The sequence below is a fragment of the Acidobacteriota bacterium genome, assembly GCA_018001935.1.
Classification (GTDB): domain Bacteria; phylum Acidobacteriota; class JAAYUB01; order JAAYUB01; family JAAYUB01; genus JAGNHB01.
Genome location: JAGNHB010000012.1, coordinates 69894 through 93628 on the forward strand (window position 1 = coordinate 69894; position 23735 = coordinate 93628).

Below are 23735 nucleotides of genomic sequence, written 5' to 3' on the forward strand. Positions count from 1 at the left end.
CGCGGACGTTCCGAAGAACATCCCCCCGCTTCAGTTTCCGAATGATATAATGGAGAAGGCGGAGGGAAGGTCGGTGAGCCCAACGGTATTCACGGCGGAGGGTTTTCGATTCTATTTCTTTTCTCGTGAAGAAACCCGGGTCCACGTTCACGTGCAGTCTGCCGGTGGCGAAGCGAAATTCTGGTTGGAGCCGCATCTGGAGCTGGCCGTCAACCACGGCATGTCGCCTCATGAACTCTCACTGGCCAGACGCTTGATCGAGGAGCATGAATATGAGATCCGCAATACTTGGAACGAACATTTCAAACGTTGAGGTCACCAACCTCTCACCGAACGGGTTCTGGCTTCTCATTGACGGGAGGGAACACTTCCTCCCCTTCGATGCGTTCCCCTGGTTCCGCGAAGCCCGAGTCTCCGAAATTTTCCGCGTCGAGCGGCCTGCCCCCCACCATCTCCGCTGGCCTGATCTCGACGTGGACCTCGACGTTGACTCGCTCGAGCACCCCGAGCGCTACCCCCTCATCTTCGGCACCCAGACCTGAAAAACTGTCCTCGGTGCCGGATTGCGTTTTCAAATCATTCCGGGTCCGGGCGGTTTTGGCCGAAGAACGCCCTCAGGTGCGCGGCCACCGCTTCGAGGGTGCCGGGGAGGAGCAGGTTGTGCCCCACACCGTCGAGGAGTTCCCACCGCGACCCGGGGAGGCCGGCGTGGACCTCGGCCGCCAGGGCGGGCGGGGTCAGGATATCCTCCCGCCCCGAGAGGATGAGGACCGGGCAACGCACCCGGCCGAGCCCGGCGCGCCCGTCCCAGGACATGCAGGCGTTCAGCGCGGCGAGGATGGCCGGCGCCGACTCCGTCCGGAGCTTCTCCTCCCGCCGCAGCGCCAGGACCTCCCGGTTGGCCGCGATGACCTCCGCCGAGATCACCCGGGGCAGGATCGCGTCGAAGAAGGCCCCGACGCCCCCGGTGCGCAAGGCCTCGGCGAAGCTGTCCGTCACGGCCTTCAGCTCGGGGTCCCCTGCCACGAAGACCGACATCAGGGCCAGCGCGCGGACCCGTTCCGGGTGGTCCATGGCCAGCTGAAGGGCCACGGCCGAGCCCATGGAAAAGCCGGCGAAGCGGGCCTCGGGGATCCCGAGCGCGGTCATCAGCGCCGACACGTCCTCGGCCATCTGCCGGATGGCGTAGGGCCCCGGGGGCTTGTCCGACGCCCCGTGCCCGCGCAGATCGGGCGCCACCACGCGGAAGGGAGGCGAAAGCGCATCGACGAGAGGGAGCCAGAAGGTACAGTCGTCCGAGAGACCGTGAAGCATCACCAGGGGCGGCCCCTTCCCATTATCGAGGATGTTCGTCCGGAGGCCGTTGACGAGGATGCTGCCCATGTTCTGAACTCTCCCTTCCCTCTCGCTGTTGTAGCCGACGAGATCGGAATACGTCGGCCATTTAGGATTTCATATCTTATCACACCGCTGCCTGTTTCGCCGCCATGGAAGGCGGCACCACTCGTTCCGGGATCGAAGGAATTTCGAATCTCGCAAAATGCACTATAACGAATTCGGTTAAAATGGTATAATCGCATATGTACGAATTCGGGTATTTCCCGGAGGTCATCTTGTTCCAACGGGTTTTGTCAGGACAAATCGCCGAATTCCTGGGGAGGCCCGGGACGGCCATTATCCTTTACGGTCCCCGTCAAGCCGGAAAAACAACACTGCTCGACCGTCTCCTGGCCGAGGTCCCCGGCACGCTCCGCTTCACCGGCGACGACCTGCACACGCAGACGCTGCTGTCACGTCATGAACTGGAACACCTCCGGCGGATCGTCGGGGACGCCTCCACACTTTTCATCGACGAAGCCCAGCGGATCGAGAACATCGGGCTGACCCTGAAGTTGCTGGTGGACCACTTGTCGTTGACCGTCATCGCGTCGGGCTCCGCGTCCTTCGACCTGGCGGGCAAGGTGAACGAGCCCCTGACGGGCCGGGCGAGCACCTTTCAGCTGTACCCCCTCGCCTGGGAGGAAATCGAGGCGTCCCACCGCCTTGCGGCTCCGGCCGCCGTCCTGGAAACCATGCTGCGTTACGGAATGTACCCGAGGGTGCACACCCTCGAAAGCGAACGGGAGAAGGAAGCGTACCTCTACGAGTACCTGAACTCTTACCTCTACCGCGACCTCCTGGTGTTCGAGCAGGTCCGCAAACCCCGGAAAGTCATCGATCTGCTCGTGCTCCTGGCATACCAGATCGGCCGCGAAGTGTCCATTTCCGAGCTGGCCGGAAACCTCGCCCTCAGCCGGACGACCGTCGAAGGCTACCTGGACGTCCTCGAGAAGATGTTCGTGCTGGTCAGCCTGAGGGGCTTTTCCCGGAACCTCCGGAAGGAGATCACCAAATCGTCGCGTTATTACTTCACGGACGTCGGTCTGCGGAACGCACTGATCCGGAATTTCAACCCCCTCGGGGTGCGCAACGACGCCGGTGAACTCTTCGAGAACTGGTTTGTCCTCGAGCGGCTCAAGCGGGCGGCCAACCGCCGGTTGTTCACCGGCTTCCACTTCTGGCGCACCCACGACCAGGCCGAGATCGACCTGGTGGAAGAGCGGGACGGCGCCCTCACCGGCTACGAATGCAAGTGGTCCCCCAGGGCCAGGGTCAAAGTCCCCCGCCAGTTGAGCGAACACTACCCGGAAGCGCTCTTCGTGCCCGTCACGAGCGAGAACTGGATGACCCATCTCGACTGAACGCGACCCGGCGACCGGCGTGAAGAAGAGAATTCCCTGAGGACTTCCCATCGGCCGCGATCCACCCGGGCCACGTACGAACTGGAGCAAACCAAGTGAATCTACCCGCCGAGCAAGCGCAGGAACAGGGCCAACAGAAAGGCCCGAATACCGGTGAACCGGTGAGTTTCGGCGTCTCCTCGAGGGAAATACCAGACGTTATCTGTTTGGTTGCAGGGCATTGAAAGTCAGTCTCGTCTGTGTGCCTTGTATTCTTCGTGATTTAAATGACGTTGTTCGTTGGCGTCAAGCATGCACCCTTTCGTTCAGGGGATCAGCCGGGCATCGAGGCCCGACGCCCGGGCGGCGCCCGCCTGGCGACGGTCGGCGGTGAGAAAGGGCAGGGTGGAACTGATTCGACGCTGGATCGCCAGGGCGGAGGCGATGTGGAGAGCGTCCACTGCTCGGGCCGATCCACCGAGCGCGATCTCTTCCGAAGCCTGGAGGATTTCAGACACGACCTGGACGATCTCCACCGACCTGGCGCCTTCCCGAATCCGGTCGGCCAGTTCCCTGTAGCTTTTCGGCGACAGTACCCCCTCCTCCCGCTTCCTCGCGAGAGCCGAAAAACACTCGGTCAACAGGATGGCGGACGAGAAGATTCTCCTTCCCCTGGCCCAGTCGATTGCTTCAGCCGTCCCGGTTTCCCGGACGAAGAGCTTCACGAAAAGGCTCGTATCGAAGTAGACCCAGTCCGGGTTCTCCACGTCATGCCTCCCGATCCTCGACCACCCGGGCCGAGAGTGAAATGCCCGGCAGGGCCCGGGCCGGCTTTTTCCAGTCCGTCGAAGCCGTGGCGCACCGGATGAGACCGGTTTCCTCCATCTCGACCATCAACGCCTCCGGGGAAGGCTCTTCCTTCGAGGCCGGACGGATGACGGCCACCGGGACGCCGCGGTCGGTAAGCAGAACCTCGTTCCCTTGCCGCACCATGCGGATGTACTTTGAAAATCTAATGTTGGCTTCTCTCAATCCCACGCGGACCATGATGTCGCCTCCGGATGAAGTAACATAACTACATTATATTCCGGGAAAATGTTTCCGCAACGGCTTTTCCCGGTGCCGGGCAGACCCTGCTTTTTCCTCTGGCGATTATGAATTCGAGTCCGCCACGTTTGATGCGGTCGCAAATAGTACCATCACCCTCTGGGTGAGGGTCAAACAAAGGACTTACAGACAATTTCCCGCTCGTTTTCCGACTTTTTGCGAGTTCATCACGGTTGATCCACCCCTTCCTTGGGTAAAAGAATCCAGCAGAAGTTCGGCGATCTCGCAGGACCTTCTCTGTCCTCACTCCACCGTCCCCCGCTGCAGCAGGGTGAGGTCCGCGACGTTGGTGCGGTCGTCCCGGTTGAGGTCGGCGACCGCGAGCGGGGCGGTGAAGCCCCCGGCGTCCCCCTGCCGGACGTTCCCGGCGAACCACGCGGCCAGCAGCATCACGTCCGCCGCGTCGCAGAGACCGTCGTGGTTCAGGTCGGCCCACGGGCGCGGGGCGATCCCCACGATGACCCCCTCGATGACCGTGAGGTCGTAGGGGAGCGTGAAAGGGACGAGGTACCAGCCGTCCTGGGAACCTCCCCAGCCGAAATTGAGGTGGTAGTAGCCATCGGAATTGCAGCCGTCGACCACGAGATTGTGGCCGCTGGTCCACGAGGGATTGACCACGGCCAGGTGGACCGGCATCGCGTTCTGGATGTCGCTGCGCATGCGCGCGTCCAGGCCGGGGCTCGCGGCGGTGAGGAGGGCGGCCCCGGTGAAGTTGAATTTCACATAGGCGTCGAAGGCCTGATCGACGCCGAAGGTCCCCGAGCCCTGGGAGGTGAAGACCTGCCGGCAGGCCGCCCCGCAGGCGAAGACGAGGTGTGCTGCTTCGGTCAGGGTGGCCGGGAGCCCGGCCCGCCAGTGGGTGGTCAGGCCGGCAAGGGCCTGGTTGAGGGCGGGGAAGGTCGGGAAATCCCGGGCGGCCGCGTCGTCGTCGAGGGTGTAGTTCCGCCCGGCGTAGGCGTGGGCGTAGTCGTCGGCGTCGGAAAAGGACACCCCGTTGACGCTGCGGTGGAAGTTGAGGATCTGGGCCATGGCCACGGCCGGGCACCCCGCGATGCTGCGGCTCCCCGTGACGGGATCCGTGGGGCAGCGGGCGTTGTAGGGCGCGTCCTGGCTCCAGCGGGTGGTCACCCACCCGGCCCGGTGTGACGGCCACTGCTCCAGGGGGGAGGGGGAATCCGTTTTGCCGTCGGCGGCGGCCCAGGCGGCATTGATCTTCGCCGTCTCGGCCCGGGGAAGCCGGCCCGCCGCCGCGACCCGGCGGGTAAGGTCGAGCCGGAGCAGATCGAGAAGCAGGCGGTTCACGAGGGGAGGGGATCCCGACCGCTCCGCCACGCGCGAGAGGTCCGACCAGTCCGACAGGTCCGACAAGTCCGACAAGTCCGACAGGTCCGACAGGTCCGACTGGTCCGACAGGTCCGACACGGCGAAAAGGCCTGAGTTACCCTCGAAGGCGTATGCCACGACCGGGGGCAGGGTTTCCTCCGCGCTGATCGCCACGAACCCCGCGGGTCGCAGCAGGAAAACCCGGGCGAGAAGGCGCCCCGCCCCGTCCGTCAACGGCAGCCACGCGTCATCGAGGGTGTGCGTCCCCGCCGGGTCGAAGCGCGCCAGGTGCCGCTCGGCCGCCTGCCGCGCCCGTTCCGGCGAGACCCCCGGACCGGCCCCGGTCCCGGCTTCGCCGGCAAGCAAGGTCCCGGTCAGCAGGATGCACAGCAAGTTCATCAGCCGCATTTCCACATCACCCTCCCGGTTTCCCCGCCGTTTGACCGGAGCGGACTCCGCCGCCGATTATACTGCGATTCCAGGGCGCCTGGGCCGTCCTTTTGGTCCTTCAGGCCCTTCAGGTCCTTTCGTCCTTTCCCTCGCTCATCGCCACCCGAAGCTGGTGGGGCGGGGCCATGCATCGGGGGAAAAGATCGCCTCTCCTCCCAGCGGCTCCCCGCGGAGGTTGGAAACCGTGTTTTCTTCTGGCCATCGTGGGGCACTTGGGCGAAAATACGCACACCGGGCGGTCTTTCCACCACCCGGGTAAAAGGAGAACGTCATGGACCCTCTCACCGTGCCTCTCCCCGAATCCTGGGCGTGCCGGGTGGACCTGCCCGGCTGGATCCTGTACTTCACCCGCCTGTCGCTGCGGGACGACTTCGACCCCGCCCGCCTGGACGCGGCGCTGAAGACCGTGGAGACGGAACTGCCCGGCCGCGCCCCGGGCGGGGACCTCTCCGCCCACCCCGTGCTGCGAGACCTCCGGGAACTGTTCAAGGCCGCCGGGACGAGCCCGTCCCGCTACCGCCCCTCGTCGGAGGCCCTGGCGCGCCGCGTGCTCAAGGGCGAGGGCCTGCCGCGGATCTCGCCGCTGGTGGACTTCAACAACTACCTTTCCGTGGCCACCCTCTGGCCCTGTTGCGTCATGAAGCCCGCGGCGGTGGCCTGGCCCCTCTTCTTCCGCCGCGGGCGCGCCGGCGAGCGCCTGAACGGCCTAAGGGGCCCCTTTGACCTGGAGGGGAAGCCCACCCTGGTGGACACCCTCGGCCCCTTCGGCACCCCCATCACCGACGACCACCGGGTCGTCCTGGAACCGGGGGACCGGGAGGCCCTCCTGGTGACCTACCTCCCGGTGGGTGACGCCACGGACCCGGGCGAGGCCTGCCGCTTCCACGCCGACCGGGTGGGCGGGATCGGCGTGAGCGAGGGCCGCGCCTTCGCCGCCCGCCCCTGACCGGCCGCTCACGGCCCGAAGGAGGGCGGGTCTGCCCATGATCGCCTTTCAGCGTATTCAGCGTGTTCTGTGGTTCGCCCTGGCGGCGGTTCTCGCCGGCTGCGGGGGCGGTCCCCCGCCGGGGCGAAAGGCCGCGCCGCCCCCCGCCCTGGCGGCGCCGAAACCGCCGCCCCGTCCCCCCGTCGTGGGCCTGATCCCCCTCGGCCCGGTGGAGCCGGACCTCCTCCCGCTGCTGGCGGAGGAACTCGGCCGCTTCTACGGGGCCCGGGTCATCCGGTACCAGAGTCTTTCGCTCCCGGAAGAGGCCTACTACCCCCCGCGGAACCGCTACCGGGCCGACATCCTCCTCGCGTGGCTCGACCGCAACCGCCCCCCCGGCTGCGACCACTTCCTGTGGGTCACCGCCGCGGACATCTCCTGCACCAAGGGGCCGTACGCCGACTGGGGCATCTTCGGTTTCGGGTACATGCCCGGGCCGTCCTGCGTGGTCTCCACCTTCCGTTTGAACCGAAACACCCGGTCGCCCGACCATTTCCGGGAGCGCCTGGTGAAGGTGGCCCTGCACGAGGTGGGCCACAACCTCGGCCTGGACCACTGCCCCGACAAGAACTGCCTCATGGTGGACGCCGAGGGCACCATGGCCGCCGTGGACCGTGAACACAAGGCCCTCTGTGCCGCGTGCCGGGCGAAGCTGGCGGATTCGGCGAACCGCTGAAGCCCGGCCCGGCCTCTGTGCTGTTGAATCGCCAATTTTCACGAGGTCGTCATGAAGTGGGAACGAACCCGTTCAGCCCTCCCCGCCGGCCCCTTCCCCTTCGAGGCGGCCGCCCTGGGCCTCAACGCCGTGGACCGGGTCCTCCACGCCGAGACCTACCCGCCGCGCGGGGGCAAGGTGGCCGTGAACCGGGTGGAGGTGCTGCCGGGCGGGCAAAGCGCCACGGCCATGGCCGCCTGCCGGGCCCTGGGGATGGCGCGGGTGCGCTACGCCGGGAAGGTGGGGGACGACGACTTCGGACGCCTCCAGCTGGAGAGCCTGGACCGGGCGGGCGTGGACCGGGCCTGGGTCCGGGTGGAGCCCGGCGTCCCCAGCCAGTGGGCGGACATCGTGGTGGACGCCGTCACGGGCGAGCGCACCATCTTCTGGCAGCGCTCGGACCGGCTGAACTTCCGCCCGGGCGAGTTGGCCGACGACGCGGTCCTGTGCGCCCCCGTCCTCCTGCTGGACGGTTACGACGGGGACAACGCCCTCCGGCTCGCCCGCGGGGCGAAGGCGCGGGGGATCCTCGTCGTCACCGACCTGGACCGGGTGTTCCCCTGGACCCCGGACCTGCTGGGCTTCGTCGACGTGTGCATCAGCTCCCGGGAATTCCCTTCGGAACTGACGGGAGAGCCGGACCTGGCAACGGCCCTCGAGGGGATGGCCCGCCGCTGCCCCGGCGTCGTCGGGGCGACCCTGGGCCCCGACGGGGTCGCGGTGTGGGCGGGGGGAAGCCTGCACGTCGTCCCCGCCTGCCCCGTCCGCGCGGTGGACACCACGGGCGCCGGGGACGTCTTCCACGGCGCCCTGGTCTTCGGCCTGGCCCGGGGCTGGCCCCTGGGCCGGACCCTCCGCTTCGCCAACGCCGCCGCGGCCCTCAACTGCACCGCCACCGGGGCACGGGGCAAGCTCGTGAGCGCCGCCGAGGCCCTCCGCTTCGCCGGGCTGGATGGGGAAGGCTGAAGTACCTTCAAAGTAAGATCTTTGTCAAAATGAGCAGAATTTGAGACCGCCTGTGATTTTATCTTGGAGAGTCCGGATGATCCGTGTCCATCCGTGTTCATCCGTGTTCATCCGTGGTTCCGCCCGATTCATACGGCCCGGGGGACATCCGCCCCGGGTTTGCGGTTGCACGCCGACCGTTTCGTGGTAAAATGCGCCCGTATTCGCCGCGGACCTCGGAGATGGGCGGACCATGCCGCAGAAACTGAACTTCTTCCAGCGCATCTACCTCACGGAGATCCTCCGCGGGCTCGTGATCACGTCGGGCCACTTCTTCCGCAACCTGTTCCTTCACGTCCTCCACCGCCTCGGGATCGCCCGAAAGCACAAGGCCATGGTGACCTACCAGTGGCCCGAGGAGCCGCGCCCGCCCTCCCGGCGGCTGCGGGCCCGCCACCGCATCATGAAGCGCGCGGACGGCTCCACCCGCTGCGTGGCCTGCATGATGTGCGAGACGGTCTGCCCCGCCCGCTGCATCTACATCGTGGCGGAGGAGCACCCCGACCCGCGCATCGAGAAGCGGCCGAAGCGCTTCGACATCAACCTGGGGATCTGCGTTTACTGCGGCTACTGCGTGGAAGCCTGCCCGGAGGACGCCATCCGGATGGACACCTACGACGTCCGGACCGCCGCCTACAGCCGGGAGGCGATGATCCTTCACCTCGAAGACCTCTCCAACCACGACAACGAGGACGGCTACCCGGCGGCGGTGGCCCCCCGCCGCTTCCCCGACCGCCCACTCCCCACCCGCCCCTGAACCCCTGGAACGCATACGCCAGGAGTGCGGCAGCCAGGAGTGCGGCAGCGAGTCCTCGAGCCGCTTTCGAAGCCCGACGATGAACCGCCTGCCCGAACGCACCCCTGCCTTCGGGCAGGCGTCGATCCTATTTCAGCCCGCGCTTCTCCAGGAGGGCGTCCACCTTCGGCTCGCGGCCCCGGAACCGCTTGAACAGCTCCATGGCGTCCACCGAGCCGCCGCTGGCCAGCAGCACCCGGAACGCCGCGGCGGTGGCCGGGTCGAAGAGGTTGTTCTTCTCCTTGAACGCCTGGTAGGCGTCGGTGTCCAGCACCGCGCTCCAGATGTAGCTGTAGTAGCCCGCCGAGTACTCGTCGGCGGAATGGAGGAAGTAGGTGGTCCGGTACCGGGAGAAGATCTCCGGCATGAGCCCCCACTTCGCCAGGCTTTTCTTCTCGAAAACCGTCGCGTCCGGTTCCGTCGGCTCGGTCAGGGTGTGCCAGTCCATGTCCAGGAACGAGGCGGCCAGGTACTCCACCGTGGCGAAACCCTGCCCGAAGCGGGAGGCGCTGCGGATCTTCCGCACCAGTTCCTCGGGGATGAGCTCGCCGGTCCGGTAATGGCGGGCGTAGAGCTTGAGCACCTCCGGCTCGAACATCCAGTTTTCCATGATCTGGCTGGGCAGTTCCACGAAATCCTGGGCGACGACGCCGCTGCCGTGGTAGCGGACGTGGGAGAAGAGGCCGTGGAGGGCGTGACCGAACTCGTGGAAGAGGGTTTCCACCTCGTCGGCGGTGAGCAGTGCCGGCGTGTCCCCCACCGGCCGGGAGAAGTTGCAGACGTTGTAAACGATGGGGGGCACGAAGCGGCCGCGGTCCACCCACTGGTCCTGGAGGCCCGAGCACCAGGCGCCGCCGCGCTTCCCCGGACGGGGGAAGAAGTCCAGGTAGAGGATGCCCAGGTGACGGCCGTCCTTTTCCTTCACCTCGAAGACCGTGACCTCGGGGTGGTAGACGGGGATGTCCTTGCGCGGGGTGAAGGTGATCCCGTAGAGCCGGTTGGCCAGGGCGAAGGCCCCGTCCCGCACCCGGTCCAGGGAAAAGTAGGGCCGGACCGTCTCGGGGTCGAGGTCGAACTTCGCCTTCAGTTCCCGGTTGGCGTAGAAGCGCCAGTCCCAGGGCTCCAGGCGGAAGCCGCCCTTCTCCGCGTCGATGGCGGCCTGGAGGTCGGCCGCCTCCCGCCGGGCCACCTTGAGCGCCGGCGCCCAGAGGGATTCCAGCAGGGCGTAGACGGCGGCCGGCTTTTTGGCCATGTAGTCGTCGAGGATGAAGTCCGCCCAGGTGGGGTACCCCAGCAGCCGGGCCTTCTCCACCCGGAGGGCCGCCAGCCGGGCGAAGACGGCCTTGTTGTCGGTGTCACCGCCGTGGTTGCACCGTTCGGTGTAAGCGGTGAGGATCTGCCGTCGCAGGTCCCGGTTCCCGGCGGATTCCAGGAAGGGCCAGAGGCTGGGCCCCTTGAGGGTGAAGACCCACTTGCCGGTCAGCCCGGCTTCTTTCGCAGCTTCCGCCGCGGCGGCCACCGGGCCCGGCGGCAGGCCGGCCAGGTCGGCTTCACGATCGACGACCAGCCGGAAGGCGTTGGTCTCCTTCAGCAGGTTGTCGCCAAACTTCACGGTCAGGCTGGACAGCTCGGCATTGACGGCCCGCAGGCGCTCCTTCCGGGCGGCGTCCAGGTTGGCCCCGCCCCGCACGAAGCGCCGGTAGGTCCGGTCCAGGAGCATCGTCTGCTCGGCGTCCAGCGTGAGCGTGCCCTTCCGGTCGTACACTGCCTTGACGCGCCTGAAGAGCCCCTCGTTCATGTAGATGTCGTCGGTGTGGCCGGCGAGCATCGGCTTGACCCTGGCCTCCACGGCCTGCAGCGCCTCGTGGGTCTCGGCGCCGGAGAGGAGGTAGAACACGGCGCCCACGCGGGCCAGGAAGCCGCCCGTGGCGTCCAGCGCCACGATGGTGTTGGCGAAGGTCGGCGGCTTCGGGTTGGCGACGATGGCCGCGATCTCCGCCTTCTGCCGCTTCATGCCCTCCTCGAACGCGGGGAGGAAGTGCTCGGTCCGGATGCGGTCGAAGGGCGGCGTGGCGAAGGGGGGGGTCTTCCACGCGTGGAAGAACGGGTTGCCCGCCGCGGCTTTCCCGTCCTCGGCCCGGGCTTTACCGGCCGCCTTGGCGGCCGGGGGGCCCGCCGCGCCAGGGTTTGCGGCGGGGGCCGCCGTCGCCACCGCGGCGGCCAGGATCAGGACCATCGTCAGGACCATCGTCGTCGTCGCTCTGCTCACCGTCGCCTCCTCGCGGAATCTGGGGCCCGGACCGGCCCTCGCCGTCCCGGGCGAACCGTATCATACGCCAAAGCGCCGGATTGTTCCTCATCCGAAGCACTCCGGGTCAAGAAAAAAGTTCATCCGGAACGGACCGGCATCGATCGGGAAACGCATCCCGCCAGAGAGGCGGGAGCCGCCCCGCATCGAGGGACACGACCGGAGCGGCATTGCGCAGGAAGCACGCCTCCATCACGCCGGAATGCACGCCGGCTGAAGCCGGCGCCACAACCCAAAGGGTGGCGCAAGCTTCAGCTTGCGCGCGGTCTTCCGCGGTGACCGGTCCTCAGCCGGGCCTGGGACTGAATCGCGCATGTGGCTTCACGCAAGGGCGCAGAGACGCAAAGCCTCGCAAAGCAGGCCGCTGGGCTCCCCGGGGCCCCCTGGATTTCTTGGGCTCGTCTGGTTCTCTGAGTTCTTCGGGATCCTTTGGATCCCTTGAACCTTTTGAACCCTTTGTATTCTGGGGGTTCCTTTGGTCCTTCTGGTCCTCTTGGCCCTTCTGGTCCTCTTGGCCCTTTTGGTCTTTTTGGTCCCTTTGGTCTTTTTGGTCCCTTTGGTCTTTTTGGTCCCTTTGGTCCTTTTGGTCCCTTTGGTCCTTTCGTCCCTTCCCCCCCCTAGACCGACGAAGCACCGATCCGAGACCAAAGCGGGAGTTCGAAGACTCACTCCCGCACTCCGGATTCATTGCAGGCAGGAAGAAGTCGGCTGCGGGGGAGCGCCGCCGTCAAAACGGAACCCCGGCGGTCATCTTCACCCGTGACGTGGCGGGATGACGTGACCCGGGAAAGGAAAAGGCCCATCGGGTCGATGGGCCTTGGATAAGTGGTACGCCTGGCGCGGATCGAACGCGCGACCCCTGGTTCCGGAGACCAATAGCCTGTTTGCAAATACCAAAAAATCAATAGTATAAAAACATTCAAAGCGATTTCTTGACGAATTCTTGACACTGCGTTTTTTTCGTGGTAGTTTCGTAGTGTGTGCTAAACCATTCAGGAGGAATGAAATGGCAACGATTTCAAAGCGAGTGGGCAAAAAGGGGGTTGTCCGATGGGCTGCCAAGATCCGGCGGAGGGGGTTCAAGGACATTGAGAGGGTCTTCCCGAGACGAGAGGAAGCGCTGGCTTGGGCCGATGAAGTCTCCGTCGCCATGCGAAACGGGACATACCGGGAAGGGGTTGCCGACCCGACGAAACTCCCGACCCTTGAGGAAGCTATCGGCCGCTATATTGTAGAAATGGTCCCGAAACTGTCCGAATCGAACCGGGTGCCGACGCTGGCCCGCCTGAAATTCTGGTCCGCCGAACTGGGGTCCGTCTCCGTCTCGAAGGTGACGCCGGGGATGGTGGAGACAGCCGTTAACAGGCTTCGTGAGAAAAAGCTGTCGGACACTTCGATTCATCATTACCTCAGGCTGTTGGGTCGGGTCTTCACTGTCTCCGCCCGGAGATGGGATATGCTCCCGGTTGACGCATCGCCGCTCCGCCGGGTTGACGTTCCGCCCTGTGAGGCGGGGCGGACCCGCTTCCTGACGCCGGATGAAATCGGACGTCTCCTCAAAGCGTGCAAAGAATCGAAATCGCCGTTCCTTGCCGACGTGGTTTCCCTGCTGCTGTTGACCGGGGCCCGCCGGGGGGAAATCTGTGGTTTGCGATGGGACGAACTCGAACTTGATCCCGGCCGGGAAAGGGTTGTCCTGAGCGCTTCCCGAACCAAGACAAAGCGCGCGCGGGTGCTTCCGTTGTTCGGTGAAAGCTTGGAAATCATCCGGCGACGGAGTGCCAAGAAGGAAAGCCCTGTGTACGTTTTTCCCATGGTGAAAGGGAAGACAAAGGGGAAACCGGTCTTCAGCTTGAAAACGGCCTGGGCCGTCGCGACGAAGCGCGCGGGGTTGACGGACCTCCGGATTCACGACCTCCGGCATTGTGCCGCTTCGCTTCTGTTGCAAGCGGGGACGGACCTTTCCGTGATCGGAAAACTGCTGGGCCATTCCACCGAAACAATGACCTCCAGGTACGCGCACCTTCGGGATGACATCATCCGGACCGCCGCTGAAAAAACCTTGGGGGCCGTGGTACCATTCCGGGAGGCCGCGACGAAGTAGAGACAGAGAACCGGCCGGGGTGGGACGATCCCGGCCGGTGGAAAGAGGGAAAAGAACGTGAACAAGAAGAGTATATCACAACCTGACGATTGGTTTGATATTGAAAGGCTTCGATTCGCATTATCCATGGAACATATGGTCGCCGCCGTGCATCCCGTGCTCCTGTTGGAAGACATGATCTGGGACGGGAAGGAATTCGTTCCTTTCTTCATGATATGCCCGATACCCGATGGAGAGAGCCTTAGAGAAGATATCCTTCAAGTCGGGGAAGCAGCCGAAAAACTGCTTTACGGGAAGTTGTCAAACCTGTTCAAGCGAGGATTCAAGGAGAAGCTTTCGGCCAAAGAAATTCATGCTCTGGCTGATGAGATCGTTTCCGAATTCCGGCAGGGGCGGTCGCTACTGGTCATTTCCGGCCGATCCCTTGACCACGAAAGAACATTTTGCCGACTCCGAAACCGCATCGAAGATCGATACACCTTCCAGGAACACGGCCGGGTGAAGGGTCGGGATTTCGACACCGACCTTGATGTCATTCCGGTAGAACAATTACAGGAAGCCGCTTTGGAAGCCGCGGAAGCTGAAACCCTGCGCGAATACTGTCTTGACGCTGCCGGGATTCCGCTTAAATGGCGTGGAACGCTGGCCGATTACATCCTTGAACCTCGCCGAGTACCTCTCGCGGAAATCGCCGAACGGGAAGGCGTTTCGGTTCAAGCTGTTTCGCAAAGGCTCCGCCGGTATCGGAGACTCCTGCTGAAAATTCTCAAAAAAATATCCATTCGCCGCGTTTAATTTTCGCCTGGCTGAAACCCCTTCCAAGTGAGGGAACGAAACGGTTCCCATCACGGAAGAAGGAGGTTTCAATGTATTTCCTCATGATTTGCACTTCGACGAAGGCCGGGGTCACGCTCCCGGTCGCCGTCTGCCGGGATGCGGAATTGGTCAAATCCGCTTTCAAGGCAACAATCCGGGAACTCGACCGCATAGCAGAGAAGAGCGGGGACGCCGGGATCCGCCTTGCTGCGAGGGGACAAGCGGACTCCGTCCGGTCGCACTCGGAAAGGCAGGCCGCCGATGAATGACGAACTCGTTCCGGTCCCTTCCCTGCTGGCTTGGGTCACGCTTGATGCCTTCGTGACGGAGTTTCCGAACCTGTTCACGAAGAAGCAACTTGAGCACTTCCTCTTCAAGAACACGCGGAGTTTCCGCGACCGTTGCGCACGGCGACCCGGGAAAAAGATCCTGCTGAACGTGGCCGAAGTAGGCCGTTGGTTGGCAGAGAGCGAACCCCGGGGGGCGCGCCGGAGTTACCGCCATCGGCTGGAACCGAATTCGCTGGCCCAAAGCATCCGGGGCCGCCGTGGGAGGTGACCGATGCCAGGAAAAAGACGCCCGGCACGGGGCCGGGCATGGGAAGCATTCACTCAACGAAAGTGTAACACGAGAAGCAATCAGGATCAAGCGCCGGAGATCGTCGAAGCGGACCGGCTTGACCGCCGGGAAGCGCGGGAGGAAGCCCGTCGCCGCCGGGACGAAGAGCGGGCCTGGTTAGCAGTCCGGCCGTGCTTTCGCTGGCTGATCCGCCAGGGGCAAAGGGGGCGGCAATGCATGAAGAAATAACCGCCCTTCTCCGCAAGCCGGGATCCGGCTGTCACGGTTCTATTCTCGCCGCCGCAAACCGGGCCGCCCGCCGGGGGCTCGCCATGGAAGATGCCTTCCGGATCATCCGCGACGGCATCCCGACGGGCAACCGGACCGTAACCGACGCGGAGATCACCGACGCCCTCCGGAAAGCCTACGCCGAAACCACCTGGACACCGACCGCCGCGCCGCGCCGCCAGGAGCCCACCGAACCGCCGGAAGCCGTCATGGCCCGCTACATCGCGCCGGTCCGGGAGATGGGCGAAGCCGCCCTTCTCCATGAGATTCAGGCCGGGTCCGATCCCTTGCCGGTTGATTCCGTCGAAATGGCCGGGGCGGTCCTGGGTGGGCTTTACGCGCCCGGGGAGTTGCTCTTCGCCGGGGACCGACTCGAACCCGGCCGACCGGGAATCAACATTCGGTCCGCCACCGACTGGGCCCGGTCCTTCCGCCAGGGGGCGAAGATTCCGCCCTTCGTCATCCCGAACCCGCTGACCGGCCGCCGGGGGGAGGCGAAGGACGGCCGCCCGTCTTTCCGCTGCGACGATACCGTTTCCGCCTTCCACTTCATGATTCTGGAATTCGACGGGGCCGCCCGCCGGGACCAATTGGCCTTCTACTTCCGGGTGATGGGAAACGGGTTGCCGGTCGCCGCCTTGATTGACAGCGGCAACAAGTCCGTTCACGCCTGGGTCCGGGTTGATTGTGACGACCGTGAGAAGTGGGAATCATGGGTGGAGCAAAACATTTTCCCGCGCTTCGTTCAATACGGGGCGGACCGCTCCTGTCGGAACGAGGCAAGGCTTTCCCGGATGCCGGGTCACATCCGGGACAACGGCCGTCTGCAACGACTGCTCTACCTGAACCCGGCCGCGCGCTTGGGAGACTGGGAACCGGAGCCGGAGCGGCAGAAAGACCGGGAGCCGGAGCGCCGCCGATCCGCCTGGGGGAGGGTGCGCGCATGGGAATGACCTTCGACGAAATCAAAGCCCTCGCCGCGACCCTCCAGGAAGACAACGTCGGGGCGGTCCTGCCGGGGCTCTTCAAGGAAATGCGCCTTGCCGGGTTGCTGGATGTCGAGATTGACCTTGTGCTGAAAGCGGCCGCCGAAGCCTCCGGGATCGGTTTGACTCCGCTTCGGAGCGATTGGCTGAAGTACCAGAAAACCCATGAACCGAAAGAGTCGGGAGTCGGGGGGATCCTGACCGACCCGGAGCCGTGGCCCGACCCTGTAGACGGGGCCGCCCTCCTGGGCCGAATCGAAGCGGCCCTTCGTCGGCACGTCATCCTCGAAGAACCCGCTTTCGTCGCCTGTGCCCTCTGGGGTCCGATGACCTACGCGCCGGACTCCTTCGAGGCGATGGCCCTCCTGATCGTCACGTCGCCGCTGCTTCGATGCGGGAAGACAACCCTCCTCGCCGCAATGTCGAAGATCGTGAACCGGCCGCTTCCTGCCGGGAACGTGTCCGCCGCCGCGATTTATCGGGTCATCGAGGACTTCACGCCGACGCTGATAATCGACGAGTGCGACTCTTTCCTTGAAGCGAACGAGGAAGCGCGGGGGATCCTGAACTCCGGATTCACCCGGGCGGCCGCCTGCGTCATCCGATGCGAGGGAGACGACAAGAAACCGAAGGTCTTTTCCACCTGGGCACCGAAGATCCTCGCCGGGATCGGCCGCCGCGCCCAGACTCTCATGGACCGTGGGATCATCGTCGAAATGAAGCGCAAGCTACGGTCCGAGAAGGTCGCCCGGCTCCGGGGCCGCGAAGCGGACTTCCAGGAGATCCGCCGGATGTGCCGCCGATGGGCGGATGACAACGCCGAACGGTTGGCAGGGGTTGACCCGGCCATCCCGGAGAGCCTGAACGACCGGGAAGCGGACCTGTGGGGCCCGCTTTTCCAGATCGCCGCCATCGCCGGGGGGCCGTGGCCGGAACGCTGTCAGAAGGCCGCCCTTGCTCTGTGCAACCGGGCCGAAGGAGAAGAAGCGCCGTTCAAGCAACAGATCCTCGCCGACTGCCGGGACGCCTTCGACGGGCATTCCATTCTTGCATCGGCCGATCTCCTCCGGTTGCTGAATGCCGACGATTCCAAGCCCTGGGCGACCTACTGCAAGGACAAACCGCTTCACGCCCGCGCCCTGGCGAACCTCCTCCGGTCTTTCAAGATCCGATCCCGCTCAAGCCGACCCGAAGACGTTGAAGGGACAAGGAAGGGATACCACAAAGAAGATTTCGTTGACGCATGGAAGCGGTTCTTGCCCGAGGAGAGTGTTTCTCAACGGCAACCCGCATCAAATCCGGAACAAGCGGCACAATCTTTAACAACAACAACTTACAACGAAACCAATCCGGCACAAGAGAGGGGAGTGTGTCGGATGGAAACCAGTGGTAACTCATTGAAAAATCACAATGTGCCGGATGTGCCGGATAAAAAGCAGGGAGACGGGAAGAAAGACAAGGTTCCGACGCCGTCAAGGAAACTCCTGTTCGATGAGATCGCCTTCGAGGTGGGGTCATGAGAGGCGAGACCTTCGATGCAAAGAAGCCGACCGGGCCGATCTCCTTCGACCTCCTGGAAGAAATCGAGCCGGTTATGGACGCGGACCCGGACCGCCTGCGGGCCCTCTTCGAGGAAGGCCGGGGGTCGCCGGAGCCGGAAGACCGCCACCTGATCGCCGGGTTGCGCCTGGCTGCCGAACGGTCCGAAACGGACCCGTTGCCGGAGATCCTCCGCCGCATCTTCGGGGTTGACCCGGAAAGCGGCCTGGGGTTGCGGACCCGTTACTATTCCCACCGTCGCCGCTGCCCGGTCTGCCAGGGGCGGTCCCGGAAGCCCTGCCCGGTCGGGGACGGGCTGCTTGAACGGTATTACGGGAGGAAACCATGAAAAATGAGACTAGTCTAAAAAACCGGGATTCAATCCAGGAATACCCGATTGACCGCATCGTCCCGTCTCCGGAAAACACGAAGCTGTATTGTCCCGTGTCGAAGGAGAGCGTTTCGGAGCTCGCCCGGGACATCGCCCGGAACGGGGTCCGGGAGCCTCTGGTCATCACGCTTGATGGCTTCATCCTCTCCGGGCACCGTCGCCACGCGGCCGCCCGGCTCGCCGGTCTGAATGCCGTTCCCGTCCGCATAGACCCTATTTCCCGGGTGGAAGAGCCGGAGCGATTCCGCGAAGAGTTGGCGCGCTACAACTGGCAACAGAGGACGAAGACGCCGGTCGAGGAGATCCGGGAAGCAGCCGCGATTTCCGGCGACACCGATTTCGGCGGGGAAGACGATGTCTTCACCGAAGGGGAGAGTTGCAACAGGGACTTCATTCCGCTTGAGATCGGGGGCGAGCGCCGCCGGTCCAAGATCACGAATGCTGGAATTCCCTTCCTGAACGGAGCTATCGGCGTTCTGAACGAGTTGATCGGACACCGTCCATTGACCTTGAGGATGATTCATTACCGGCTGTTGAACAACCCGCCCTTGCGCCACGCCAGGAAACCCGGCTCCGTTTACCGCAACGACCGGAACAGCTATCAGGCACTTTCCCGGCTCCTGACCGCCGCTCGCCTGGAAGGCCGCATCCCGTTCGAGTGCATCGCCGACGAAACGCGGCCGTTTTCGTCATGGGACGTGTTTCAGTCCGTGGGGGCGTTTGTGACTCAAGAGGTGAATTTCTTTCTGGAAGGTTACCGCCGGGACTTGCTCCGTTCGCAACCCGACCATGTCGAGGTATTGGGCGAGAAGAACACGATCCGGAGCGTGATCGGGCCGGTATGCAAGAAGTACGGAATCCCGATGACGCTGGGCCGGGGCTACTGCTCCATCCCGCCGCTTCACGACATCGCGGAACGCTTCAGGGAGAGCGGCAAAGCGCGCCTTGTCCTGGTGTTCGTCAACGACTTCGACCCGGAAGGGGAAGACATCCCGCAAGCGACCGCCCGAACCCTGAGGGATGATTTCGGGTTGGGTGACCGGATCGAATGCGTGAAGGCCGCGTTGACGAAGGAACAAGTCCACAGGCTGAACCTTCAGCCGAATACCGAGGCGAAGGTGACCAGTTCAAGGTTCAAACGGTTTGCGAAGGAAAACGGCCGCTTTGCCTATGAACTCGAAGCGCTGCATCCGGAAGCGCTGCAAGACCTGCTTGAAGACACGGTCCGGCAAGTCATCGACCTTGAAGGCTTGAACAAAGAGATCGACCGGCAACGACGGGAGCGGGAGTGCCTGAAGCCGATGAAGGCCGCCGCCCGTGAAGCGCTTCTGGACGTCATGGAGTGAACCGATGAACATGAAGGAGACCGCAATGAGCGAAACGAAACTTAACTTCTTCCTCCGCCGATGGTCCGACAAGACCACGGCCGAACTCGAAGACCACGTCCGCCGGGAGGACCGCCGGACCGCCCGATACCGCGCCGCCGCCCTGCTCCTGATGGAACGGCCGGAAGCCGACCTGAGGGTGTTCTGCGAACTGGAGCGGGAGCCTGTATTCAGGGGCCGACGGGGGCGCTATGACTCACGCCGCGAATGGTGGGGAACCCTCCGCGCCTTCCGGAGGTACCCGCCTGAGGAGCTCGCAAAGATTGCCGGATCCTTCCCGCGCCGGAGCATCATGGCCCGGGCTGCGCTGTTTCTTCTCCGGGCCCGGGTTGCCACGAACTGAGGTGAACCCATGTCGCGACCTTGTACGATCTGCACTCACCCGAACCGGGCGGAGATCGAAGCCGCCATCCTGGCGAACAAGCCGGTCCTTCGCATTGTGGCGGATTGTGGCGGGACGGAGGGGAGCATCCGGCGGCATCGTGACGACTGCATGAAGGAGGCCGTGACGGCCGCCAGGGAGGCCCAGGAGGAAGAGCGGATCACCGCCGGGATGACCACCTTGGAGCAATGCCGGGCCCTTCAGGAAGCGACCCTGGGGATCCTGAACGATGCCCGGGAAAGTGATCCCGTCCTGGCGTTGCGGGCCATCGACTCCGCGCGGAAGAACCTGGAACTGCTCTCGAAGCTCCTGGGCGACATCGACGAAAGCCCGCGAGTGAACATCATCGTGATGCCGGAGTGGGTGACCTTGCGGGAGCGGATCCTTTGCGCCCTGGAGCCCTTCCCGGAAGCGCGGGCCGCCCTCGCCCGGACCGTCGAAGGTGGGTGAGATGAACACGCGGAGCCTTCCCGCGTCGGTCCTGGCCGCCATGGCCCGGGACTTGCGCCACGTCTTCGACCCGGCCGCCTGGGCCCGTGACGCCCTGGGCTTCGAGTCGGACCCGTGGCAAGCGGGCTTCCTCCGGGCCGGGGAGTCCCGGGTGATCCTGAACACGTCCCGGCAAGTCGGGAAGAGCACCGTCTGTGCCCTGCTTGCCTGCCATCAAGCGATATTCCGGGCCCGGTCGGAAATCATCGTCATCTCGCCTTCCCTTCGACAGTCCGGCGAACTGTTCCGGAAGCTGGTCCGTTTCCTGGGCTCCCTGGGCACGGGGGCGCCGCTCGAAGAGAACCGGACCACCTACGTCCTGCCGAACGGGTCGCGGATCCTGAGCCTTCCGGGGAGTGAAGACACGGTCCGGGGCTTCTCCGGGGTGAACCTGATCCTGATGGACGAAGCCGCGCGGATTGACGATGACCTTCTTTCGGCCGTCACGCCCATGGTGGCGACCTCCGGGGGCCGGATCGTCCTGCTCTCCACTCCGGCCGGCCGCCGGGGAGTGTTCCACAAGCTGTGGACCGATGGGGAGGGTTGGCGCAAGGTCCGCGTCCCGGCCGCTGAATGCCCGAGGATCCCGCCGGGCTTCCTCGCCGCCGAACGTCTGGCGCTTGGGGAAACCCTGTTCCGCCAAGAATACGCCTGCGAATTCGTCGATGACCTGACCGCCGTCTTCAGCATGGACGCAATCCACGCTTGCCGGGACGATTCGATTCAACCGCTGCACTTCTGAGGAGGCCGCCGTGACTGACTTCATTCTGAGTGTTGACCTGGGGTGCATGGGGGACTTCACCGCCCTGTCGGTCTGCGAGATCGTCCGGCCGGGGGGGCCGCGCCGCGAACTGAGCGAGGAAGAGACGCCGAAGGTCTACCACTTCCGGCACCTTCACCGGATGAAGCGCGGGACCACCTACCCGGAGATCGTCGCCCTCATCGCCCGGATGATGGACTCGCCCGAACTCCGGGGCCGGACCGATCTCGTGGTTGACCAAACCGGCGTCGGGCTTCCCGTGGTTCAAGACCTCCGCCGGGTCGGGCTGAACCCGAAGGGGATCGTCATCACCGCCGGGAACGAAGCCGCCGACGGGGCCGACGGCTCTTGTCACGTCCCGAAATCCTACCTCGTGTCGAGTGTCCAATTGGTCATGGGATACGGTCGGTTGAAGTGGGCCGCCCGGCTGGAACACGCCGAACTCCTGGAAGGCGAGCTCCGGGACTTTCAGATGAGGGTTACCGCGACGGGCCGGGAGACCTTCAACGCCCGGGAGGGGGCGAACGATGACCTTGTGTTGTCGGTCGCGATGGCGGTATGGTATGGGGAGAACCGGATGCGGGAGATTTTCATGTGGGTTCCGCCCGGCTGGTGAAGTTCAAGCCACTTGAATTCAATGAATTGCATAATAGAGAGAATGTTTTACAACCTAACACAAACCCGCTCCCATGGCTCAGCTACGCATATCTTCAATGAAATGAGCGCATTGCGACTGTTAAAACACGTCTAGTTGACATAATGTTTCTTATCGGACACGACTTTTTATCTCACTCAAAACAAAGCAATTGCGTTTCTTCAGTCGAATTATGCGAGTTTTCGGATCGGCTTATATCAGCGTTTTGGCACGGAATATGCATACGAAAAACGCTATTGAAACGAATGAAACATATACGATAAAATACGGAACCAAGGAGGTGATTATGCAAGAGGAGACGAAGAGACGCGGGAGACCGCCGAAGGATCGGGCCGGAGCGGGACGGGAGCGGGAGATGCAAGCGAAGAACGAAGCACTCCTTGCCAAGATCAACGAGATGCGCGCGGAGGTGGACGAAGTCCGGACGATGTCGGTTGAGGAAGCCGCTGCCCGCCTGGGGGTGTCAACCGCCCTGGTCCGGGCGGAGATCGCCGCCGGTCGCCTGAGCTACTGCCCGATGGGCCGCCTGATCCGGATCACCGTCAAGGATCTCCGAGAGTACCTCGACAGGATCCGGACCCGCCGCCCGATCCCGGAAGCCGATCAAGAACCGGAATGAGACACACAGGAGGTGAAACCATGATCTGGACCGCAGAGAGCAACATCAAGCCGCCGACCTTCACCGACGAACCGGGGTCCGCCCGGTTGCGCGCGCTGGAACTGAAGCAGGGGCCCGAGGGGCTCGCCGTGACCGACCCGAAGACCGGGGAGGTGATCGGCCGCGAGACCTTCCGGGCCCATCACTCCCTGGCGGAAGGCCGGACCGCCGACCGGGACGCCCTGGCCGCCGCCGGATACCTCACGACCTGACCACCTGGGCGAAGAAGTGGGAAGAGTCCGGCGCTCTACCGGTCTTTTCCTGTTCCGAAACCGAAAAAGTTGTAAAATAGATTTACAACACGGAGGCGTTTATGAACAAGCTAGCAGGTATATTTCTAACATTCCTTGCTTTATCGTGGGGGTTTTCTGAGGATAAACCAAAGCCTGATAGATGGCGTGGGATGGTGCTGGATGAATCAACCAAGCAAGATGTATTAAAAGCGTTCGGCGAACCGAAAAAGAGGGAGATGAACAAGATCACCCGGACACCGATCGATCGAATCCTTATTCCGGAGCATAACAAGAAGATTTTTGAGTACTGGACTTATGAACCGAAAGGCGATAAGCAGTTGCGAAATTTCGTCTTCTGTTTTTTCAAGGAAAAGCTGGCCCTCATCTCGATCGGTTTTCATTCGAAGCAAGGGCTCAACCCGAACGTGTTACCGACTACTTATGGACTTGAGTTCTGGCCTGAGATTCCCGGTATTGCCCAAGCATTGATGCCCACCAAAATGGAGCGGGATGGTGGTCGAATATATCCCCAAACATATCCCAGTATTTATTGGTTGGTGGCGAAGGCAGAGCGATCCTATGTAATGGCAGGGGTCAATAACTTCAGCTGGGTTCCCAAAAGCGCCTTTAATATCACAGATTCAGCCATGTCGTTTCCTGGCGAGGTGTGGGCCGTTGTTCTGATGAGCCGGACCCTGGAAGCTGCAAGTCAACCCGGTGCTGCGGATGTGTTGAAATAAGCTAACACGGACACGGGAGAATCCCTGCGCTGACGGAGGGTTTTTCTTCTCCGGGTGTCCGGGACCACCCGGCCGACCGCACAGGATGGCCCAGGAGCCGCGCGCGGGAGGGGGGCCGCTACCCTACCATAGGCCGATTGGGGATCGTTCATCCTGGGGCAGCGTGGGCATTTTCTCCACCAATTCAAAAAATCTTGACGCTTGCCTTTGACGATCTTGAACCGGATTCCGCCATGCGAGCCGATTCACACGATTCTTTGAAACCAAAAAACCTTGACGCCGGGTACAAATCAGGGGAATTCGGGGTCACCTGTGGTCTGCGTCCGCCCACGAATAACCCGA

The 23735-nt window shown here is 63.7% G+C and carries 27 protein-coding genes; 22 read left to right on the forward strand and 5 right to left on the reverse strand.

What is annotated here, in order from left to right; all coding sequences use genetic code 11:
- Positions 1 to 73: 73 nt before the first annotated feature.
- Both KA419_07055 and KA419_07060 read left to right on the forward strand, forming a co-directional pair.
- Positions 74 to 313, forward strand: coding sequence for a DUF4160 domain-containing protein (locus tag KA419_07055; GenBank protein ID MBP7865693.1), 240 nt, complete (start codon positions 74 to 76; stop codon positions 311 to 313).
- Positions 273 to 542 carry a DUF2442 domain-containing protein gene (locus KA419_07060; protein ID MBP7865694.1) on the forward strand — a complete coding sequence of 90 codons (270 nt, stop codon included), beginning with the start codon at positions 273 to 275 and terminating at the stop codon, positions 540 to 542. Before KA419_07055 ends, KA419_07060 begins: the two co-directional genes overlap by 41 nt.
- A 34-nt stretch (positions 543 to 576) precedes the next feature.
- On the opposite strand, the gene KA419_07065 is transcribed toward KA419_07060, so the two are convergent.
- A complete protein-coding gene (locus KA419_07065; protein MBP7865695.1) occupies positions 577 to 1383 on the reverse strand; it encodes an alpha/beta fold hydrolase in 807 nt (268 codons plus the stop codon).
- A gap of 230 nt (positions 1384 to 1613) precedes the next feature.
- On the opposite strand from KA419_07065, the gene KA419_07070 reads away from it, so the two are divergent.
- On the forward strand, positions 1614 to 2741 hold the full coding sequence (locus tag KA419_07070; protein MBP7865696.1) for an ATP-binding protein: 1128 nt from the start codon (positions 1614 to 1616) through the stop codon (positions 2739 to 2741).
- A 305-nt stretch (positions 2742 to 3046) separates the two neighbouring features.
- Here the strand turns inward: KA419_07070 and KA419_07075 are convergent, their stop codons facing one another.
- The 3 genes from KA419_07075 to KA419_07085 all read right to left on the reverse strand — a co-directional run bounded on the left by KA419_07075 (position 3047) and on the right by KA419_07085 (position 5558).
- Positions 3047 to 3487, reverse strand: coding sequence for a type II toxin-antitoxin system VapC family toxin (locus KA419_07075; protein ID MBP7865697.1), 441 nt, complete (start codon positions 3485 to 3487; stop codon positions 3047 to 3049).
- A 1-nt stretch (position 3488) separates the two neighbouring features.
- Complete coding sequence (locus KA419_07080) at positions 3489 to 3767, reverse strand: type II toxin-antitoxin system prevent-host-death family antitoxin (protein ID MBP7865698.1); 279 nt, start codon at positions 3765 to 3767, stop codon at positions 3489 to 3491.
- A gap of 303 nt (positions 3768 to 4070) precedes the next feature.
- Positions 4071 to 5558, reverse strand: coding sequence for a C10 family peptidase (locus KA419_07085; protein MBP7865699.1), 1488 nt, complete (start codon positions 5556 to 5558; stop codon positions 4071 to 4073).
- Positions 5559 to 5871: 313 nt separating this feature from the next.
- Here KA419_07085 and KA419_07090 point away from each other — a divergent pair, with 313 nt between their 5' ends.
- From KA419_07090 to KA419_07105, 4 genes are all read left to right on the forward strand, one after another.
- Positions 5872 to 6546, forward strand: coding sequence for a hypothetical protein (locus tag KA419_07090; GenBank protein MBP7865700.1), 675 nt, complete (start codon positions 5872 to 5874; stop codon positions 6544 to 6546).
- Between the two features lie 37 nt (positions 6547 to 6583).
- Positions 6584 to 7261 (forward strand): matrixin family metalloprotease, encoded by a 678-nt coding sequence (locus tag KA419_07095; protein MBP7865701.1) that lies wholly within the window; start codon positions 6584 to 6586, stop codon positions 7259 to 7261.
- A 51-nt stretch (positions 7262 to 7312) separates the two neighbouring features.
- Positions 7313 to 8266 carry a hypothetical protein gene (locus KA419_07100; protein ID MBP7865702.1) on the forward strand — a complete coding sequence of 318 codons (954 nt, stop codon included), beginning with the start codon at positions 7313 to 7315 and terminating at the stop codon, positions 8264 to 8266.
- Between the two features lie 232 nt (positions 8267 to 8498).
- Positions 8499 to 9062 (forward strand): NADH-quinone oxidoreductase subunit I, encoded by a 564-nt coding sequence (locus tag KA419_07105; GenBank protein MBP7865703.1) that lies wholly within the window; start codon positions 8499 to 8501, stop codon positions 9060 to 9062.
- A gap of 127 nt (positions 9063 to 9189) precedes the next feature.
- On the opposite strand, the gene KA419_07110 is transcribed toward KA419_07105, so the two are convergent.
- Positions 9190 to 11370 (reverse strand): M3 family metallopeptidase, encoded by a 2181-nt coding sequence (locus KA419_07110; protein ID MBP7865704.1) that lies wholly within the window; start codon positions 11368 to 11370, stop codon positions 9190 to 9192.
- A 1045-nt stretch (positions 11371 to 12415) separates the two neighbouring features.
- Here KA419_07110 and KA419_07115 point away from each other — a divergent pair.
- The 15 genes from KA419_07115 to KA419_07185 all read left to right on the forward strand — a co-directional run bounded on the left by KA419_07115 (position 12416) and on the right by KA419_07185 (position 23393).
- A complete protein-coding gene (locus tag KA419_07115; protein MBP7865705.1) occupies positions 12416 to 13513 on the forward strand; it encodes a site-specific integrase in 1098 nt (365 codons plus the stop codon).
- Between the two features lie 57 nt (positions 13514 to 13570).
- Positions 13571 to 14308 carry a hypothetical protein gene (locus tag KA419_07120; GenBank protein MBP7865706.1) on the forward strand — a complete coding sequence of 246 codons (738 nt, stop codon included), beginning with the start codon at positions 13571 to 13573 and terminating at the stop codon, positions 14306 to 14308.
- 71 nt (positions 14309 to 14379) lie between these two features.
- Entirely contained in the window at positions 14380 to 14598 is a 219-nt protein-coding gene (locus KA419_07125) for a hypothetical protein (GenBank protein MBP7865707.1), read from the forward strand.
- The gene (locus tag KA419_07130; protein MBP7865708.1) at positions 14591 to 14887 is read left to right on the forward strand and encodes a hypothetical protein; all 297 of its coding nucleotides are present in this window, start codon (positions 14591 to 14593) and stop codon (positions 14885 to 14887) included. Before KA419_07125 ends, KA419_07130 begins: the two co-directional genes overlap by 8 nt.
- Positions 14888 to 15120: 233 nt before the next feature.
- Positions 15121 to 16128, forward strand: a complete 1008-nt coding sequence (locus tag KA419_07135; protein MBP7865709.1) for a hypothetical protein — start codon at positions 15121 to 15123, stop codon at positions 16126 to 16128.
- Positions 16119 to 17681, forward strand: a complete 1563-nt coding sequence (locus KA419_07140) for a DUF3631 domain-containing protein (GenBank protein MBP7865710.1) — start codon at positions 16119 to 16121, stop codon at positions 17679 to 17681. The genes KA419_07135 and KA419_07140 overlap by 10 nt, the downstream gene beginning before the upstream one ends.
- Positions 17678 to 18049: a hypothetical protein gene (locus tag KA419_07145; GenBank protein ID MBP7865711.1), complete on the forward strand. Its 372-nt coding sequence runs from the start codon at positions 17678 to 17680 to the stop codon at positions 18047 to 18049. The genes KA419_07140 and KA419_07145 overlap by 4 nt, the downstream gene beginning before the upstream one ends.
- Positions 18046 to 19437: a ParB N-terminal domain-containing protein gene (locus KA419_07150; GenBank protein MBP7865712.1), complete on the forward strand. Its 1392-nt coding sequence runs from the start codon at positions 18046 to 18048 to the stop codon at positions 19435 to 19437. Before KA419_07145 ends, KA419_07150 begins: the two co-directional genes overlap by 4 nt.
- 25 nt (positions 19438 to 19462) lie before the next feature.
- Positions 19463 to 19819 carry a hypothetical protein gene (locus KA419_07155; protein ID MBP7865713.1) on the forward strand — a complete coding sequence of 119 codons (357 nt, stop codon included), beginning with the start codon at positions 19463 to 19465 and terminating at the stop codon, positions 19817 to 19819.
- Between the two features lie 9 nt (positions 19820 to 19828).
- Complete coding sequence (locus KA419_07160) at positions 19829 to 20308, forward strand: hypothetical protein (protein MBP7865714.1); 480 nt, start codon at positions 19829 to 19831, stop codon at positions 20306 to 20308.
- A 40-nt stretch (positions 20309 to 20348) separates the two neighbouring features.
- Positions 20349 to 21089: a terminase family protein gene (locus KA419_07165; GenBank protein MBP7865715.1), complete on the forward strand. Its 741-nt coding sequence runs from the start codon at positions 20349 to 20351 to the stop codon at positions 21087 to 21089.
- 10 nt (positions 21090 to 21099) lie between these two features.
- Positions 21100 to 21723, forward strand: a complete 624-nt coding sequence (locus KA419_07170) for a hypothetical protein (GenBank protein ID MBP7865716.1) — start codon at positions 21100 to 21102, stop codon at positions 21721 to 21723.
- A 394-nt stretch (positions 21724 to 22117) separates the two neighbouring features.
- Positions 22118 to 22381, forward strand: a complete 264-nt coding sequence (locus tag KA419_07175) for a helix-turn-helix domain-containing protein (GenBank protein MBP7865717.1) — start codon at positions 22118 to 22120, stop codon at positions 22379 to 22381.
- Positions 22382 to 22401: 20 nt separating this feature from the next.
- The gene (locus KA419_07180) at positions 22402 to 22632 is read left to right on the forward strand and encodes a hypothetical protein (protein MBP7865718.1); all 231 of its coding nucleotides are present in this window, start codon (positions 22402 to 22404) and stop codon (positions 22630 to 22632) included.
- Between the two features lie 101 nt (positions 22633 to 22733).
- Positions 22734 to 23393, forward strand: coding sequence for a hypothetical protein (locus tag KA419_07185; GenBank protein ID MBP7865719.1), 660 nt, complete (start codon positions 22734 to 22736; stop codon positions 23391 to 23393).
- Positions 23394 to 23735: the final 342 nt, after the last annotated feature.